17 protein-coding genes and 1 rRNA gene are annotated in these 15,905 nt (G+C 52.5%); 10 read left to right on the top strand and 8 right to left on the bottom strand.

Features of this window, described 5'->3' with window-relative positions:
- Window positions 1-141 (bottom strand): 16S ribosomal RNA (locus BGL48_RS09230); the annotation flags it as partial.
- 618 nt (window positions 142-759) lie between these two features.
- Here BGL48_RS09230 and BGL48_RS09225 point away from each other — a divergent pair.
- On the top strand, window positions 760-1,299 hold the full coding sequence (locus BGL48_RS09225; RefSeq protein ID WP_069362362.1) for a gamma carbonic anhydrase family protein: 540 nt from the start codon (window positions 760-762) through the stop codon (window positions 1,297-1,299).
- On the opposite strand, the gene BGL48_RS09220 is transcribed toward BGL48_RS09225, so the two are convergent.
- From BGL48_RS09220 to hemF, 3 genes are read right to left on the bottom strand one after another with little or no spacing between them, the layout of a single operon-like run.
- A complete protein-coding gene (locus BGL48_RS09220; protein ID WP_069362361.1) occupies window positions 1,296-1,556 on the bottom strand; it encodes a DUF1488 family protein in 261 nt (86 codons plus the stop codon). The genes BGL48_RS09225 and BGL48_RS09220 overlap by 4 nt on opposite strands.
- Window positions 1,553-2,377, bottom strand: a complete 825-nt coding sequence (gene aroE, locus BGL48_RS09215; protein ID WP_069362360.1) for a shikimate dehydrogenase — start codon at window positions 2,375-2,377, stop codon at window positions 1,553-1,555. Before aroE ends, BGL48_RS09220 begins: the two co-directional genes overlap by 4 nt.
- Window positions 2,378-2,380: 3 nt before the next feature.
- Window positions 2,381-3,298, bottom strand: a complete 918-nt coding sequence (gene hemF, locus BGL48_RS09210; RefSeq protein ID WP_069362359.1) for an oxygen-dependent coproporphyrinogen oxidase — start codon at window positions 3,296-3,298, stop codon at window positions 2,381-2,383.
- 178 nt (window positions 3,299-3,476) lie between these two features.
- On the opposite strand from hemF, the gene purE reads away from it, so the two are divergent.
- Both purE and BGL48_RS09200 read left to right on the top strand, forming a co-directional pair.
- On the top strand, window positions 3,477-3,959 hold the full coding sequence (gene purE, locus BGL48_RS09205; protein WP_069362358.1) for a 5-(carboxyamino)imidazole ribonucleotide mutase: 483 nt from the start codon (window positions 3,477-3,479) through the stop codon (window positions 3,957-3,959).
- Between the two features lie 4 nt (window positions 3,960-3,963).
- Window positions 3,964-5,112, top strand: a complete 1,149-nt coding sequence (locus tag BGL48_RS09200) for a 5-(carboxyamino)imidazole ribonucleotide synthase (RefSeq protein WP_069362357.1) — start codon at window positions 3,964-3,966, stop codon at window positions 5,110-5,112.
- Here BGL48_RS09200 and BGL48_RS09195 read toward each other — a convergent pair.
- From BGL48_RS09195 to BGL48_RS09180, 4 genes are read right to left on the bottom strand one after another with little or no spacing between them, the layout of a single operon-like run.
- A complete protein-coding gene (locus BGL48_RS09195; RefSeq protein WP_069362356.1) occupies window positions 5,109-5,666 on the bottom strand; it encodes a DNA topoisomerase family protein in 558 nt (185 codons plus the stop codon). The genes BGL48_RS09200 and BGL48_RS09195 overlap by 4 nt on opposite strands.
- A gap of 28 nt (window positions 5,667-5,694) precedes the next feature.
- On the bottom strand, window positions 5,695-6,168 hold the full coding sequence (locus BGL48_RS09190; protein WP_069362355.1) for a DUF494 family protein: 474 nt from the start codon (window positions 6,166-6,168) through the stop codon (window positions 5,695-5,697).
- Window positions 6,169-6,170: 2 nt separating this feature from the next.
- Window positions 6,171-7,280 carry a DNA-processing protein DprA gene (dprA, locus tag BGL48_RS09185; protein ID WP_069362354.1) on the bottom strand — a complete coding sequence of 370 codons (1,110 nt, stop codon included), beginning with the start codon at window positions 7,278-7,280 and terminating at the stop codon, window positions 6,171-6,173.
- On the bottom strand, window positions 7,270-8,331 hold the full coding sequence (locus tag BGL48_RS09180; protein WP_069362353.1) for a LysM peptidoglycan-binding domain-containing protein: 1,062 nt from the start codon (window positions 8,329-8,331) through the stop codon (window positions 7,270-7,272). The genes dprA and BGL48_RS09180 overlap by 11 nt, the downstream gene beginning before the upstream one ends.
- A gap of 117 nt (window positions 8,332-8,448) precedes the next feature.
- Here BGL48_RS09180 and def point away from each other — a divergent pair, with 117 nt between their 5' ends.
- The 7 genes from def (at window position 8,449) to ccoG (ending at window position 15,826) form a co-directional block, all read left to right on the top strand.
- On the top strand, window positions 8,449-8,961 hold the full coding sequence (gene def / locus BGL48_RS09175; protein WP_069362352.1) for a peptide deformylase: 513 nt from the start codon (window positions 8,449-8,451) through the stop codon (window positions 8,959-8,961).
- A 7-nt stretch (window positions 8,962-8,968) separates the two neighbouring features.
- Window positions 8,969-9,913, top strand: a complete 945-nt coding sequence (gene fmt / locus BGL48_RS09170) for a methionyl-tRNA formyltransferase (RefSeq protein WP_069362351.1) — start codon at window positions 8,969-8,971, stop codon at window positions 9,911-9,913.
- A 102-nt stretch (window positions 9,914-10,015) separates the two neighbouring features.
- Entirely contained in the window at window positions 10,016-11,302 is a 1,287-nt protein-coding gene (rsmB, locus tag BGL48_RS09165; protein WP_069362350.1) for a 16S rRNA (cytosine(967)-C(5))-methyltransferase RsmB, read from the top strand.
- 18 nt (window positions 11,303-11,320) lie between these two features.
- Window positions 11,321-12,697, top strand: a complete 1,377-nt coding sequence (gene trkA / locus BGL48_RS09160) for a Trk system potassium transporter TrkA (RefSeq protein WP_069362349.1) — start codon at window positions 11,321-11,323, stop codon at window positions 12,695-12,697.
- Between the two features lie 122 nt (window positions 12,698-12,819).
- Window positions 12,820-13,851, top strand: a complete 1,032-nt coding sequence (locus tag BGL48_RS09155; protein WP_069362348.1) for a GGDEF domain-containing protein — start codon at window positions 12,820-12,822, stop codon at window positions 13,849-13,851.
- A 93-nt stretch (window positions 13,852-13,944) separates the two neighbouring features.
- Window positions 13,945-14,223 carry a YihD family protein gene (locus BGL48_RS09150; RefSeq protein WP_069362347.1) on the top strand — a complete coding sequence of 93 codons (279 nt, stop codon included), beginning with the start codon at window positions 13,945-13,947 and terminating at the stop codon, window positions 14,221-14,223.
- 175 nt (window positions 14,224-14,398) lie between these two features.
- Complete coding sequence (gene ccoG, locus BGL48_RS09145; protein WP_069362346.1) at window positions 14,399-15,826, top strand: cytochrome c oxidase accessory protein CcoG; 1,428 nt, start codon at window positions 14,399-14,401, stop codon at window positions 15,824-15,826.
- Window positions 15,827-15,905: the final 79 nt, after the last annotated feature.

Genomic DNA, 15,905 nt, shown 5'->3' with positions numbered 1-15,905 from the left:
GTTCCCAGCCGTTACTCACCCGTCCGCCGCTCGACGTCCAGCAAATCCACCGAAGCTTCAATGCTGCCGTTTCCGCTCGACTTGCATGTGTTAGGCCTGCCGCCAGCGTTCAATCTGAGCCATGATCAAACTCTTCAATTTAAGTTCTTTTGTTTGCTTTCCTATAAAGGAAAGACAAACGGCTCGATAAATACTGTTTTGTTCGTCTCTTACGAGACAAACGAATTGACTGTGCCGAACAACTATAAAAGTTGTCGTTTGGTCACTCAGTTCATCGAATAAATCTTTTTGTCTATTCTTAACGAGTGCCCACACAGATTGCATAGGTCAAATTGTTAAAGAGCGTTGACTGTGCGAAGCGGCGCTTCGCTTGGCCAGGGCTGCGTATCTTACGCGCCTTACCGTTAAAGTCAAGAAGAAATTTTATCTTTTATTTTCAACCCAACCGGGTGAAACAAAACCTCTTTTTGACTTCCCTAACGCTTAGCGTTAAGTGGACGGCTATCTTAATCTTTTAAAAACTCACGTCAAGCGTTTATTTTTATTCGATTTTTTGCCTCGACATGCTCGCTGAACGCTTGCCCTGCGTGCCGTGTCGATGGAGGCGCATTATAGAGAAGCTGATCAGGTTGGCAAGTCCTTTTTAGGTGTTTTTTAGAAAAAAACTGTCACTCGCTGTTTTTTTGCTCGCTAGGGTGTAAAACTGGTATCAAACTCGCCGCTATTTAGCACTGTTAAGAGAGAAAAGAGGGATCTGTGATGGTAAAACAGCTGCGCGCCTATAAAGGCATGACGCCTCAGCTTGGCGAGCGCGTCTATATTGATGAATCCAGTGTATTGGCTGGCGATATTACGCTAGGCGATGATGTGAGTATTTGGCCGTTGGTTGCGGCACGTGGTGACGTGAACCATATCCAGATTGGCGCACGGACCAATGTACAAGATGGCTCAGTCCTTCATGTCACCCATAAAAATGCCGAAAACCCACAAGGTTACCCGCTGATCATTGGCGAAGAAGTGACAATCGGCCACAAGGTCATGTTACACGGCTGCCGGATTGGCAACCGAGTCCTAGTCGGAATGGGGACGATTATTCTCGATGACGCTGTGATTGAAGATGAAGTGCTGATTGGCGCTGGCAGTTTAGTCCCGCCCGGAAAACGCTTAGAGAGCGGCTACCTGTATGTTGGCTCACCGGTCAAACAGGTTCGCCCCCTTACCGACAAAGAGCGTGCTTATTTTGCACGCTCAGCGCAAAACTATGTCGACACCAAAGACATCTACCGCTGCGAGCGCTAGATCACCAAGCTGCCATCGGGTTCAAACGCTTCTGATTCGATGGCCGCTTCCATTTGCTCTTCAATATCAAACCAAACCTGTTCAACGATCGTCTGCGCATTATCCGAGTCTACCGCACAGTCGGCGAGCTCAGATAAGGTAGTAAAGCGGACAGCGCATGGTAACAATGCACCATTAAGTTGGCCGTAAAAACAAATACGCGCCTTTGCCGTATCGACCTGCGCTTCGTCCGCAGCCAGAATAAGGGATTGATTCATTGATTGAGTGCCTCTCTTAACTGCTCACGCACACGTTCGGTTTGTGGCCGACAGCCGCGCCATATAGCAAAGCTTTCCGCCGCTTGTTCCACCAACATGCCCAAACCGTCTAAACACCGTCCTGCTCCTTGGCGTTGCGCCCACTGGTTACTGGTTGTGCTGCCAGCTTGATACACCATGTCATAGACAGTGGTCGCTGGACCAATCGCGCCGTGAGGGAGAGGAGGATGGTTTTGATGTAAACTCGCCGAGGTCGCGTTAATGATCACATCGACCGGCGCCGCCATGGGGCTATCCACCGCATGACTAGTGATCGGTCCGGCCTCACCAAATGCAGCGGCTAATTGCTGGGCTTTTTGCTCGGTGCGATTGACAATCATCAGCGATGCTGGCGCTTGCTCCAGTAAAGGAAGCAACACACCCCGTGCTGCACCGCCCGCTCCCACAACCATAATACGCTTATCGCGCAGTGCCACACGGTGGTAGTGCAAATCAGTCACCAAACCTGCCCCATCCGTATTATCACCCAGTAGAGAACCATCGTTTTGCTTAACCAGCGTATTCACGGCACCGGCGCGGCGGGCACGCTCTGTCAGTGTATCGACCCAGTCATACGCTTGCTGTTTAAAAGGAACGGTCACATTGGCGCCACACCCTCCTTGGGCAAAAAACGCCTGCATACTGGTCACAAAGCCTTCAAGCGGCGCCTCAATGGCTTGATAGTCGATGTCTTGTTGGGTTTGCGTCGCAAATGCGGCGTGGATCTGCGGCGACTTGCTATGGCCAATCGGGTGGCCGACCACACAATAACGATCGGTCATCTGTTACCACTCCCTCGGTTTAAGGTAGTCGCGATAGAGTCTCGCTTCCGGCGCGTCTTCATCGGGTGACCAATTATATTCCCAGCGCGCCATCGGCGGCATCGACATCAGGATAGACTCGGTGCGCCCGCCACTTTGTAAGCCAAATAGCGTGCCTCTGTCATACACCAAGTTAAATTCGACATAGCGTCCGCGGCGGTAAAGCTGGAAATCGCGTTCACGCTCACCATAGGGCGTTGCCTTGCGGCGCTGTACAATCGGCAGGTAAGCATCGATAAAACCTTTTCCAACCGCTTGGGTATAGGCAAAGCACTGCTCGAATGGCCACTGGTTCAAATCATCAAAGAAAAGCCCGCCGACGCCACGGGTTTCATCGCGATGGGGCAGATAAAAATAGCGATCGCACCATGCTTTGTGATCAGCGTACACGCTATCACCAAAGGGCGCGCACAAAGCTTTGGCGGTCTCATGCCAGTGCTGGCAGTCTTCTTCGAACGGATAGAAAGGCGTAAGGTCAAAGCCGCCGCCAAACCACCACACAGGATCAGCGCCTTCTTTTTCGGCAATGAAAAACCGCACGTTCGCGTGTGAGGTCGGCACGTAAGGGTTGTGAGGATGGATCACTAACGACACCCCCATGGCCTCAAAACAGCGACCGGCAAGCTCTGGGCGGTGCGCGGTCGCCGAGGCAGGCATTTGATCGCCAAATACGTGCGAGAAGTTCACTCCCGCTTGCTCAAATACTTGGCCCTGACGCAGGACGCGACTGCGGCCACCGCCTCCTTTCTCACGCTCCCACGCATCTTCAATAAAATGCGCTTGACCATCTTGTTGCGCAAGCTGTTGGCAAATATCATCTTGAAGCTGGAGGAAAAAAGCCTTCACGGCTTGCTTATCAATTGTCGACTGACCGTGTGCCACGCTCACATCCTTTGTTACTGAGACTATGTGCTTACTTTACCTGATCCACGCACTGGGATCTTGACGGAATTTCATCCCTCACCGCTGACGCAAACGTTTTCCTTACGATGAAATCTGGGTATAATTCGCGCCACGATCAGCTTAACCTATTCACGCTTGTCATCAAGAAGGACGTATTATGACTGTCGGTATCATCATGGGCTCGCAATCCGATTGGCCTACCATGACACATGCAGCGGCTATGTTGGATCACTTTGCCATCCCTTACGAAACCCGTATTGTCTCCGCCCATCGCACACCACAGTTACTGGCCGACTACGCCCAACAAGCGGCCGAGCGCGGGATAAAAGTGATTATTGCCGGCGCCGGTGGTGCCGCCCATTTGCCTGGGATGACCGCCGCACACACCAGCCTGCCGGTGCTCGGCGTGCCGGTCCAGTCAAAAGCGTTAAAGGGGATGGACTCATTGCTTTCTATTGCTCAAATGCCTAAAGGCGTGGCAGTGGGTACGCTCGCCATTGGTGACGCAGGCGCCGCGAATGCAGGCCTCCTTGCCGCACAAATTCTCGCCACGGCCGACCCTGATTTGATGGCAAAAGTGGATGCGTTTCGCCAAGCGCAAACTGAGGCTGTTCTCGCTCAACCCAACCCACAAGGGTAAGGCCATGAATATTCTGGTTTTAGGCGCGGGACAACTGGCTCGGATGATGGCCTTGGCCGGTGCGCCGCTCAATCTTATCGTCAGCGCCTATGATGTGCGTAGTGGCGACATTATTCACCCACTGACGCTGCAACCACTGGGGCACGGCCTCAATACGGCCATCGCCGGCGCAGATATTATCACCGCGGAATTTGAGCACATCCCCGCCGATATCTTGCATCACTGTGAGCAAAGCGGGAAATTACGCCCCAGCGCCCAGGCAATTCTAACCGGTGGCGATCGCCAAATTGAGAAAGCCCTACTGATGCAAGCAGGCGTCGCCAATGCGCCGTACCGTGTGGTGTATACACAGGCGGATTTAGAAAAGGCAGTCGACGCACTGGGCGCGCCCTTGGTCCTCAAAAGTACCTTGGATGGTTATGACGGCAAAGGACAATGGCGCTATCGTGACGGCGATGATCTGCACACATTGTGGGCAGAACTCGACGCCTTTCTCACCGCGCCCGGACAGCGCGATGGGCAAGCCATCATTGCCGAAGCCATGATCCCTTTTGACCGAGAAGTGTCACTAATTGGTGTGCGTGGCGCGAATGGTGAATTTGCCAGTTATAGCCTGACCCAAAACCACCACCATGATGGGATATTGACCTTGTCTGTGGTGCGCCCGGATGAGGATGCTTTGCAAACACAAGCAGCGGATATGTTGGAAAAGATTGCCAGCGCGCTGAACTATGTGGGTGTGCTCGCAGTGGAATTCTTTGATGTGGACGGCAGCTTGCTGGTGAACGAAATCGCACCTCGGGTGCATAACTCCGGTCACTGGACACAGCAAGGTAGCGCGTGTTGCCAGTTTGAAAACCACCTGCGCGCCGTCAGCGGCTTACCCCTCGGCCCGACCGAGTTAATCCAGCCGACGGCGATGATCAATATCTTAGGCCAAGGCAGTGTCCCGCTTGCAACCTATCGTGATGCCCATGTGCATTGGTACAACAAAACGCCTCGTCCGGGGCGCAAAGTGGGCCATATTAATGTCACGGCCACATCGAACGCAGCGCTTGCCACCAAGTTAGCCAGCCTCGCCAGCTACCTCCCTGACAATGCTTTTCACGGTTTAAAATCCGCTGCCTTGGCTCTCGCCGCGCAAACCGACTAATCCTCACTCTCCGATTCTGCAGCCGATTCACCTTGAATCGCGCTGCAGGGCTTATCGGCACATTGATGCACCGTCTTGCCGCCTTTCTTACGCTCCACCAGCAGCGCAAAGCCACATTGTTCGCAGGTGCCAGCTATCGGTTGTGCGTTTACTGCAAAATGGCACTTAGGGTACTGGTCACAGGCAAAAAAACGCTTACCGTAACGCGAGGTACGCTCCACCAGCTCACCTTTATGGCAGGCTGGGCAAGTCAACGTGGTGTGATCCGGTTCGTCCGGTTTTTCAATATGCGTGCATTGCGGGAATTGATCGCAGCCAATAAACATACCGAATCGACCTTGGCGTAACACCAACTCCCCCTGATGACACGCCGGGCAAGCCACGCCAAGCGCTTTTACTACATGGCCATCGCCATGATGTAACGCCTTGGTATAGTGGCAGTCTGGGTAGGCCGTACAGGCCAAAAACGGGCCTCGTTTGCCCGATTTAAACGCAAGAGCGCTGCCACATTCCGGGCAGCGCTCGTGGGTGTTCGGGGTGTTTTCTTTACTCATTCACACCTTTCACTGTTGTTGAGAAGCGTTAGTGCACGTATCCCTCTTGTGCGTCGTACAGCATGTCTTCCATCTGTGTATACGCACGCTCGTTACCGGGCACGTTAAACAGCACCATCAAAATCACCCATTTTAGGTCATCAAGACCAAATTCTTGGGTCTCGAGTTCCATCACCCGATCGATCACCATTTCACGCGTTTCCGGTGACAGCACCCCAGCCTGCTCTAAGAATAAGAGGAAGCCTCGGCTTTCTTGGTCGATAAAGCGTGTTTCTTGCTCGGTATAGATTCGAATCGAGCTTTGGGCACTGCCTGATAGGTAAGGCTGTTTATCCGCATATTGCAACTGTGCCAGCTTTTCAAGCCAGTTCAGGGCTTTATATATATCGTCTTGATGAAAACCCGCGCGGGACAATTCATCTGCTAACTCGTCCTGATCGATCATCACTTCCACATCGCTATGGATGTAGGTTTCGAACAGGTACATAAGAATGTCCATCATGGCTAGCCCCTCCTCGTTCTGACATAGCCACCGGGTACTGCTGCTACAAGCCCCTGGAGTTCTAAGTCTAACAACTGCATCATGATTTCGTGAACCGGTTGGTTGCAGCGCTCAGCCAGTACGTCGACACACGTCGCGTTAGTCCCTACGTTAGCCAACAGCGCAGAAAATGGCAATCCTTCGTGCGTATCTAACTTGGGTGCATCACTAAATAATTCATGTTGCTGACTCACAGCAAACTGCACCAAGCTATCCACATCACTTATAATATCATCAACACAGTCAACTAACACCGCACCTTGTTTTATCAATTGGTGGCAACCGCGCGATTGGACTTGGTCAATGGGACCGGGAATCGCAAACACACTCCGGTTTTGCTCTAGCGCATAACGCGCCGTGATCAGTGACCCACTTTGCGGTGCGGCCTCTACCACCAATACACCCGCCGACAACCCACTGATCAGTCGATTGCGGCGCGGAAAGTGTTCGGCCCTTGGCGGCGCGTCTGGCCAAAACTCGGAAACCAGAGCCCCTTGCGCTTCAATTCGCTTGGCCAATGCGCGATGTCGCGCGGGATACACATTGGCAAGTCCGCTTCCCAACACCGCCAAAGTCTTACCGCCGCCTTCGAGTGCGCCTTTGTGTGCCCGGCCATCAATGCCGAGCGCAAGCCCACTGGTAATCGCAACACCATGCTCAACCAGTTGTTTAGCAAATTGATACGCTGTCTCTAAACCTTGTGGGGTCGCGTGACGGCTGCCCACCATCGCCAATTGGGGCATCGCCAAGCAAGAGAGATCCCCTTGCACATACAAGATCAAAGGTGGCCGTGCGATTTCTCCGAGTAGTGCCGGGTAAGCAGGATGATCAAAGCCAATAAGGTGGCAACTCTCTTGCCTCGCCCACTCAAGGCTGCGTTCAATCATGGCATGGTTGGGGTGGGTGATCGCCTGACATTGATCAGCGGTTAAGCCAACCGCGGCAAGCTCATAATGCGTTTGGTCACATAACGCATCGATGGGCACTTTGGCCAACAGCGCGCGCCGTTGCGAGACGCGCAACCGCGGCACTTGGGTCAGCGTCAACCATCCTCGCAGCGATTTATCGTCCATAGGCCGGTTGAGGAGAAGGCGGCACCGCATGCATGCCGGCTTTGATAGGCTGACGCGCTTGGGTGATCACCGCCAAACTAACCTGGGGATAGGCTCGAACCACCATGGTTTGTCCCACTGTCACATCAGGCATGGGTGTGATGGCCTGTGTCGTGCTTTCGTTCGCGTTTTGATAGCGATACTCACCGGGGCCATTTAATACGTTGGCGCCAGCTTCAGTGACAGTAAACATTTGCCCGGCGGTTACGCCATCTTTGGCGCCTTTATCGAGCACCACAAGCTGGCCATTCGCCACATACTCACTGCCATAGAGGTGCCCTAATAACGTGGCGTCGATTTGCGCCGCTTGGGGCCAAAACCGAGGAGACGTGTTCTCAGGCAAAGGTAACAAGACATCATTGGGGCGCACTTCCTGCACCACGCGTGTCAGTGTCAGCACACTGCGCCCTTGGCTTTGCGCACGGATACGCCCATCAGCCACATGTTTTAAGCTCACCATAGCGGTAGATTCGGCGCCAGCGCCTGACTTTTCGGCGCGCGAGAAAGTTTTCTCAACCCGAAAAACCTGCCAGTCTTTAGCATTCAGCGCGGCATCCACATATAGGGTATCGTGTAGGGAAAGATATTGACGTCCATCGGTCGAGCCAAGCACGCGAGGCAAGGCGACCAAGCGCGCTTTTTCGACCAACATGTCCTGTCGTAAATAAGGAAGCAGCCTAGAATCAACGCTGGTGAGTGCCGGTGTATCGGACACCTTTCCGTGCGGCGCGATCGCCTCTTTGGGCTGATAGCTGACGGTAGGTTGTCCTGCTTGCCATGTGAAGGTGAGCACATCACCGGGGTAAATAAGATTGGGATCGTTTATATCCGGATTCGCGTACCATACCTTGGGCCACTGCCAAGGGTTATCAAAAAAAGTGGCGGCGATGTCCCACAAGGTATCTCCCCGCTCAACCACATAACGCTGACTCTCGGCAGGACCGGCTGCCAGTATTGGTAGCGCGACAACCAATAACCCAGCAGCGGCCAGATTGAACAGCTTTCTTGTCATCAATGTCTTCCTCACCCGACGAATGATGCTGATGCTGTCAATTGGCTGGTAAAATGTCTAGAATTAACCCAATTACCCCGTGCCGCTTTCGGCACAGTTCAATTTTTATGAGACGTTATGGCTTTACTGAACGTATTAACATTCCCAGATGAGCGCCTTCGCACCGTGGCTAAGCCAGTGGATGCTGTCACGCCTGAGATCCAAAAAATGGCTGATGACATGGTTGAAACCATGTACGCCCAAGACGGTATTGGTCTCGCGGCCACGCAAGTAGATTTTCACCAACGCATGGTGGTGATTGATGTGTCTGACACCCGTGATCAACCCATGGTGCTTATCAACCCCGAAATCATCGAAAAGCGTGGTGAAGATGGTATTGAAGAAGGGTGCTTATCTGTGCCCAGCGCACGTGCATTGGTCCCTCGTGCGGCCGAAGTGACAGTAAAAGCGCTGGATCGCGATGGTAACCCTATTCAGTTTGATGCCGACGACCTACTCGCGATTTGTGTTCAGCATGAGCTTGACCATCTAGAAGGTAAGCTTTTTGTTGATTATCTTTCGCCACTGAAGCGACAACGCATCAAGCAGAAGATGGAAAAAATCAAACGCGCTAACCAAAAAGCAAGTTGAGGTCACTTTGAGCACACCGCTGCGTATAGTATTTGCGGGCACGCCGGATTTTGCCGCGCGCCATTTGCAAGCCCTGCTCGACAGTGAGCATGAGGTGATTGCGGCTTATAGCCGTGAAGATAAACCCGCTGGCCGAGGAAAAAAGCTTACCGCCAGCCCGGTGAAACAGCTCGCCCTTGAGCATGACTTACCCGTCTACCAACCCCGCACCTTGCGTGATGAACAAGCGCAAGCCGAGCTGGCTGCCTTGAATGCTGATGTGATGGTGGTGGTCGCTTACGGGCTTATTCTCCCCAAAGCGGTCTTGGATACACCTCGATTAGGCTGTGTGAATGTCCATGGCTCCATCCTGCCTCGCTGGCGTGGCGCGGCCCCTATCGAGCGAGCCGTATGGGCCGGCGACAATGAGACCGGCGTCACCATCATGCAGATGGATGAGGGGCTCGATACCGGCGACATGCTCAAAATTGCCACCTTACCCATTGATGAGAAAGAGACCAGTGGCAGCCTGTATCAGCGACTTGCAGAGCTGGGGCCGCAGGCATTGATCGACTGCCTTAATGACATGGCTAACGGCATTATTCTTGCCGAGCCACAAAACGATGCCAAAGCCAACTACGCTGAAAAGCTGAGTAAGCAAGAAGCGCAGATCGATTGGCAGCGAGATGCCGCCTTTATCGAACGTTGTGTGCGCGCATTTAACCCACGTCCGATCAGCTACTTCACCTTAGGAGAGCAAAACATCAAGGTATGGGACGCTAACGCACTGGATATCGACGTGGACGCGGCACCAGGCACAGTGATCAACACTGACAAACACGGCATTCAGGTCGCGACCGGAAAAGGCGTGATCCAGCTGACCCAACTTCAGCCACCAGGCAAAAAAGCCATGCAAGCACATGAGCTGCTGAATGCTCGCCGTGAATGGTTTGAAACGGGTACCCAACTGTAGGTTAATCGTGCCCTGCATGACGATAAGGCCAGTACGCTGGCCTTTTTTTATCTGGCTAACATCATCGTTTGATGCCAATTTGACCTTTGCATAGGTAAACATATGAATGTAAGAGCCGCGGCTGCCCGCGTTCTGTATCACGTGGTCGATCAGGGCCAATCATTGTCACAGCAGCTTCCTCTCGCTCAACAGCAGATCGCCCCGCGCGATGCCGCCTTGTTGCAAGAGATGTGTTACGGCACTTTACGCTGGCTGCCGCGCTTAGAGCACATTGTCCAAACTCTGATGGACAAGCCACTGAAAGGCAAGCAACGTGTTTTCCATCACTTGCTGCTGGTCGGGCTGTATCAGATTAGCTACATGCGGATCCCTGCCCATGCAGCGGTGGCTGAAACTGTCAACGCCACCAAGCCATTGAAGCGCCCACAATTACGTGGATTGATTAACGCCATTTTGCGCAATTATCAACGCGATCAAGATGCGCTAGACCAAGCGAGTCAAGCACACGAGGCCGGGCTTTATTGTCATCCCAGCTGGTTACTCAAACGCCTTCAGGCCGCCTATCCATCAAATTGGCAAGACATTGTGGCGGCAAATCATCAAAAGGCGCCGATGTGGCTGCGTGTCAATCGCCAGTACCATTCACGAGAAAGCTACCACGCCGAGCTGCAACAAGCCGGTATTGGTGCCAGTGCTCACCCAGATGCGATGGATGCGCTGAAGCTCGACGCGCCGTGTGATGTGTCTCGCCTACCCGGCTTTGACCAAGGCTGGGTGTCGGTACAAGATGCCGCCGCGCAGCTGGCTGTCGATTATCTCCAACCCGCGTCTGCAGAACATATTCTCGACTGCTGTGCCGCGCCAGGCGGAAAAACCTGTCATATTCTTGAGCATCAGCCTGATGCCATGGTGACGGCCATTGATGCCGATGAAAACCGCTTGCCGCGGATCAAAGAGAACCTGTCACGGTTGGGCCTTAATGCTGAAGTGAAACACGCGGATGCCCGCGAGCCGAGCGCTTGGTATCAAGGGCCGACATTTGATCGTATTTTGCTGGATGCCCCTTGCTCTGCCACCGGCGTGATCCGACGTCATCCCGACATAAAGTGGCTGCGTCGTGACAGTGATATTCATGCCCTGGTCACGTTACAGGCAGAGATTTTAGACGCAATGTGGCAGCAATTGGCACCAGGCGGTACGCTGGTTTACGCCACTTGCTCAGTGTTACCGGATGAAAACCGCGAGCAAATCCTTGCCTTTTTAGCCCGTGAGCCTTCTGCGATACTGCGCACCGGCACGCAAACGCAGCCTGGTCGCCAGATTTTGCCAGGCGAAGACGACATGGACGGTTTCTATTACGCATGCCTAGAAAAGCCTTTATGCGACTAGGCAGGGAGTGACAGCAGCATGAAAATCATCATCTTGGGTGCAGGCCAAGTCGGCGGCACCTTGGCAGAAAACCTAGTGGGGGAAAACAACGATATCACCATTGTTGACCGCGCCCCGGAACGACTGCGTGAGCTGCAAGACAAATATGACTTACGTGTGGTGCAAGGGTTTGCCAGCCATCCGACCACGCTGCAAGAGGCGGGGGCTCAAGATGCGGATATGCTGGTCGCGGTGACCAACTCAGACGAGACCAATATGATCGCCTGCCAGGTCGCGTATACCCGATTTAATACCCCCAACCGTGTTGCCCGGATCCGCAGCCCTGAATACTTAGCGGTGAAAGAGCAACTGTTTAACAGTGATGCGTGTCCGGTTGACCACCTTATCGCTCCAGAAGAATTGGTGACCCGTTATATTCGTCGTCTGATTGAATATCCAGGTGCCTTACAGGTGGTCAGTTTTGCTGACAAAAAGGTCGGTCTGGTTGCGGTTAAAGCGTATTACGGTGGTCCTTTAGTCGGAAAGGCCTTGTCGGCGCTGCGTGAACATATGCCGCATGTGGATACGCGTGTCGCCGCTATTTTCCGTCGTGATCGCCCGATTCGCCCGCAAGGTACCACCATCATTGAAGCCGATGACGAAGTATTTTTCGTCGCCGCGAGTAACCATATTCGTTCGGTGATGAGTGAGTTGCAGCGCCTTGAAAAGCCCTACAAACGCATCATGATTGTTGGTGGTGGTAATATCGGGGCAGGCCTCGCGATGGCGTTGGAGCGTCAATACAGTGTGAAGTTGATTGAACGTAACCCGACCCGCGCCGAGCACCTTTCTGAGTTACTGGAAGAAACCACGGTCTTTTGTGGTGACGCCTCCGACCAAGAGCTGCTCAGTGAAGAGCACATTGATCAGATTGATGTGTTTATCGCGGTCACCAACGAAGATGAAGCCAACATTATGTCGGCGATGTTGGCGAAACGCCTTGGCGCCAAAAAAGTCATGGTGCTTATCCAGCGCGGCGCTTATGTGGATTTGGTGCAAGGCGGGGTAATTGATATTGCCATCTCCCCTCAACAGGCGACGATATCTGCGCTGCTCACCCATGTTCGCCGCGCCGACATTGTTAATGTCTCGTCACTACGACGCGGTGCCGCCGAGGCCATCGAGGCAATCGCCCATGGGGATGCATCCACCTCGAAAGTGGTCGGGCGCGCTATCGGCGAGATCAAACTGCCACCAGGTACCACGATCGGTGCCGTGGTACGCGGCGATGAAGTGTTAATTGCGCACGACAAAACCGTGATCCAGCAAGATGACCATGTGGTGTTGTTCTTGGTGAACAAAAAATACATTCCTGACGTTGAGCGCCTTTTCCAGCCCAGTCCTTTCTTCCTTTAATCCTATCCTGCAGGCGTTGTTGCCTGCAGGCTCACGGTTTTTCGCTGTCTACTGCCGTTCCAATCACTTTGGGTATACACTAATAAAAGCTCTCTGGTATCGACAACGCAGAAAGGAACGCCATGTCGGACGATCAATTTCAGCAATCTACCAGCTTCCTCAAAAAAGCGGTGCCTTTGATGATGAAATATAAGGTGCCGACCACACCCACCAACTATGCCTTGTGGTACACCTATGTCGCCAATACCGACGCCAAACTTAACGCGGATGTCGATGCCACGGTGGATGAGCACGGTACCTGCAGCCCGCTGCAAAGCGATATGCTCTACCAAAAACACATGGCCGATAAACATAGTCGAGACATCAATGCATTAAAGCAAAGCTTAGAATCGATGATGACCGAAATGACTCACTCGATGTCAGATACGATCCAAGATACTGACGCTTTTCATTCGGTACTCGATAACACCTTTGAACAGCTGTCACGGGTCGAAAACGAAGGGCTATCCATTGATGAGACCATTGCTGTGGTACGCAACGTGGTCAAAGACTCGCAAGCACTGACCCAGTCGACCCGCTACTTTAAGCACCAGCTTAATGACGCGCAGCAAGAGATTGCGCAATTGAAGCAAAACTTGGCAGAGATGACAGAACAAGCCACTCATGATGGCTTAACCGGTTTGCTTAACCGTGCAGCCTTTGAGCGCGAGCTCACCGCCTACATTGATAGCCCACAAACCTGGCCGTTTTGCTTGATACTCATTGATCTCGACCACTTCAAAAAGCTCAATGATACTTATGGTCATGTGCTCGGCGATATCGCATTAAAGCAGGTCGCTAAGCGGATCCTCGATTACTGTCGGGATGGCGTACAAGCCTTTCGCTATGGGGGCGAGGAGTTTGCGTTATTGGTACCACAAAAAAAGTTGAGTACCGCCAAACGCACCGCCGAAACATTGCGCGCCGCGATTGATCGCATGGTGATCAAAGACCGACGTCGCGGCCGAACCTTGGATCATATTACCGTCTCCATTGGCGTCGCAGAATATGATGAAGAGAAAACGGAGTCGAGTGCCGATCTGATTTACCGTGCCGATCAGCACTTGTATCAAGCTAAAAACTTAGGCCGTAATCGCGTGATGCCGATTAATTAATCACCACCTGAGCGGAAATTGATCCTGGCTAAGTTTCACTTCAGTGTGGTCGGGCAAAATGGCATTTTTTACGTGCCACACTAAGGATGCCCTATGCAATGCCACCGTATCAATGAGCTGCTCGACCTACTCAATCAATCTTGGCAAAAAACCCCTGACTGTTCTCTGATGCAAGTGCTCATCCAGATCGCTGATGAAGCGGGTCATGGTCAGGATATCACCACGTTATCAGACGATACCTTGATCTATCAGCTTAAGATGCGACTAGAAGACACTGATGCCCCCATTCCTGGGCTAGCCAAAGATTGTGAAGGCGATTTTAAAGCCGCGATTTTGCGCGCGCGCGGGATCCCGCCTCAGCAATCGTCGTGAAAGCAGTCTGGCTAATCGTCTGTTATAGCTAGATTTCATTGAGTTTGTGGCTATGTTGCAAACTATGACTCTGGTAGCGTATTCAAGGAATTCGCTGCGCTACAATTACAGGCAACAATGATAATCAGGGCCTGGCAATGCACCATGGACCCATACCCCAAGGAAAGCCAATGTCATGAGCGATAAAAAAATCAACGTCAAAGACGTGACTGCAAAAGAGTACAACCCCAAAACTCACAAAGGGGCTGACGACCGATTCAATCCGAGCAATCGTATTTATGTGCGTGCGGTAAAAGGCTATTACCAGCGTATGCGACGCTATATGGGCTGGTTTTTCATGCTGGTGTTCCTCGCCATTCCATGGCTCCCATACCAAGGACGCCAAGCCATCTTACTCGATATCGGTAATCAGAAGTTTACCTTTTTTGGCACCACACTCTGGCCACAAGACCTTACCTTGCTGGCTGCCTTGTTGATGCTCGCGGCATTTGGCCTTTTCTTCATCACCACCTTTCTTGGCCGCGTGTGGTGTGGGTACTTATGCCCGCAAACGGTATGGACCTTTTTGTTTATTTGGTTTGAGGAAAAACTCGAAGGCGCGGCCAATAAACGCCGCAAGCAAGACTCGTTAAAACTGACGCCTGAGCTAGCCGCGCGCAAAACCGCTAAGCATGCAGCGTGGTGGGCGATCTCCTTGGTGACTGGGATGACCTTCGTCGGCTACTTTGTGCCGATGCGCGAGTTAGCCATCGATTTAGTCACCTTTGATACCAGCTTCTGGGTCGGTTTTTGGGTGATCTTCTTTGCCGCTTGTACCTATGGTAACGCCGGCTGGATGCGCTCGATTATGTGTATCCACATGTGCCCTTACGCGCGCTTCCAGTCAGCCATGTTCGACAAAGACACCTTCATTGTCGGGTATGATGCCAAGCGCGGTGAAAAACGCGGCCCACGTCCTCGTAAAAAAGATCCGAAAGAGTTGGGGCTCGGTGACTGCATTGACTGTAATTTATGTGTGCAAGTCTGCCCAACAGGCATCGATATTCGTGATGGCTTGCAATACGAATGTATCAACTGTGGTGCCTGTATCGATGCCTGCGATGAAACCATGGATCGCATGGGCTATGAGCGTGGACTGATTAGCTACACCACCGAGCACAAACTAGAAGGCAAGAAAACGGCCGTGATGCGACCTAAGCTCCTTGGCTACGGGGTTGTCATGACTATCGTGACTGCCATGTTTATCTATTTGGCGATGTCAGTGATGCCCATGGAGCTGGATGTGATTCGTGACCGTAACCAGCTTTATCGCATCAACAACCAAGGATTAGTCGAAAACACCTATACCTTAAAAATCCTCAATAAAACCCAATCGGATGAGATCTATCAGCTGTCAGTGAATGGGCTAAACGATGTGGAATGGCATGGCCCGCAGACGGTCAATGTCCAAGCCGGAGAAGTGTTCTCATTACCCATCAGCCTCGCGGTTGATACCTATGAGATGGAACAGCGTATCGCTGATATCACTTTTGTGATGGAACGCGAATCGGGTGAGGAGCAAAAAGTGGTCACGGCGGAGAGTCGGTTTATCACTGACCTTTAATCGCCACACCGTATGCAGACGAAAAGGGCGCAGGCAGCGCTCTTTTTATTTGTTACTATGGCGTTTTGCCACACAGACG

Origin of the sequence: Salinivibrio sp. SS3 (assembly GCF_001722105.1) — a bacterium.
Lineage (GTDB): Bacteria > Pseudomonadota > Gammaproteobacteria > Enterobacterales > Vibrionaceae > Salinivibrio > Salinivibrio kushneri.
The sequence above is the reverse complement of the archived record's forward strand: the minus strand, read 5'-3'. Positions and strand labels throughout refer to the sequence as shown.

Coding starts and splice junctions, on each gene's coding strand:
- BGL48_RS09200 (WP_069362357.1), top strand. CDS start 3,964: ATGAATATTCTGGTTTTAGGCGCGGGACAACTGGCTCGGATGATGGCC.
- BGL48_RS09195 (WP_069362356.1), bottom strand. CDS start 5,666: ATGAGTAAAGAAAACACCCCGAACACCCACGAGCGCTGCCCGGAATGT.
- BGL48_RS09155 (WP_069362348.1), top strand. CDS start 12,820: ATGTCGGACGATCAATTTCAGCAATCTACCAGCTTCCTCAAAAAAGCG.
- BGL48_RS09190 (WP_069362355.1), bottom strand. CDS start 6,168: ATGATGGACATTCTTATGTACCTGTTCGAAACCTACATCCATAGCGAT.
- BGL48_RS09180 (WP_069362353.1), bottom strand. CDS start 8,331: ATGACAAGAAAGCTGTTCAATCTGGCCGCTGCTGGGTTATTGGTTGTC.
- ccoG (WP_069362346.1), top strand. CDS start 14,399: ATGAGCGATAAAAAAATCAACGTCAAAGACGTGACTGCAAAAGAGTAC.
- trkA (WP_069362349.1), top strand. CDS start 11,321: ATGAAAATCATCATCTTGGGTGCAGGCCAAGTCGGCGGCACCTTGGCA.
- purE (WP_069362358.1), top strand. CDS start 3,477: ATGACTGTCGGTATCATCATGGGCTCGCAATCCGATTGGCCTACCATG.
- def (WP_069362352.1), top strand. CDS start 8,449: ATGGCTTTACTGAACGTATTAACATTCCCAGATGAGCGCCTTCGCACC.
- BGL48_RS09225 (WP_069362362.1), top strand. CDS start 760: ATGGTAAAACAGCTGCGCGCCTATAAAGGCATGACGCCTCAGCTTGGC.
- rsmB (WP_069362350.1), top strand. CDS start 10,016: ATGAATGTAAGAGCCGCGGCTGCCCGCGTTCTGTATCACGTGGTCGAT.
- aroE (WP_069362360.1), bottom strand. CDS start 2,377: ATGACCGATCGTTATTGTGTGGTCGGCCACCCGATTGGCCATAGCAAG.
- BGL48_RS09150 (WP_069362347.1), top strand. CDS start 13,945: ATGCAATGCCACCGTATCAATGAGCTGCTCGACCTACTCAATCAATCT.
- dprA (WP_069362354.1), bottom strand. CDS start 7,280: ATGGACGATAAATCGCTGCGAGGATGGTTGACGCTGACCCAAGTGCCG.
- BGL48_RS09220 (WP_069362361.1), bottom strand. CDS start 1,556: ATGAATCAATCCCTTATTCTGGCTGCGGACGAAGCGCAGGTCGATACG.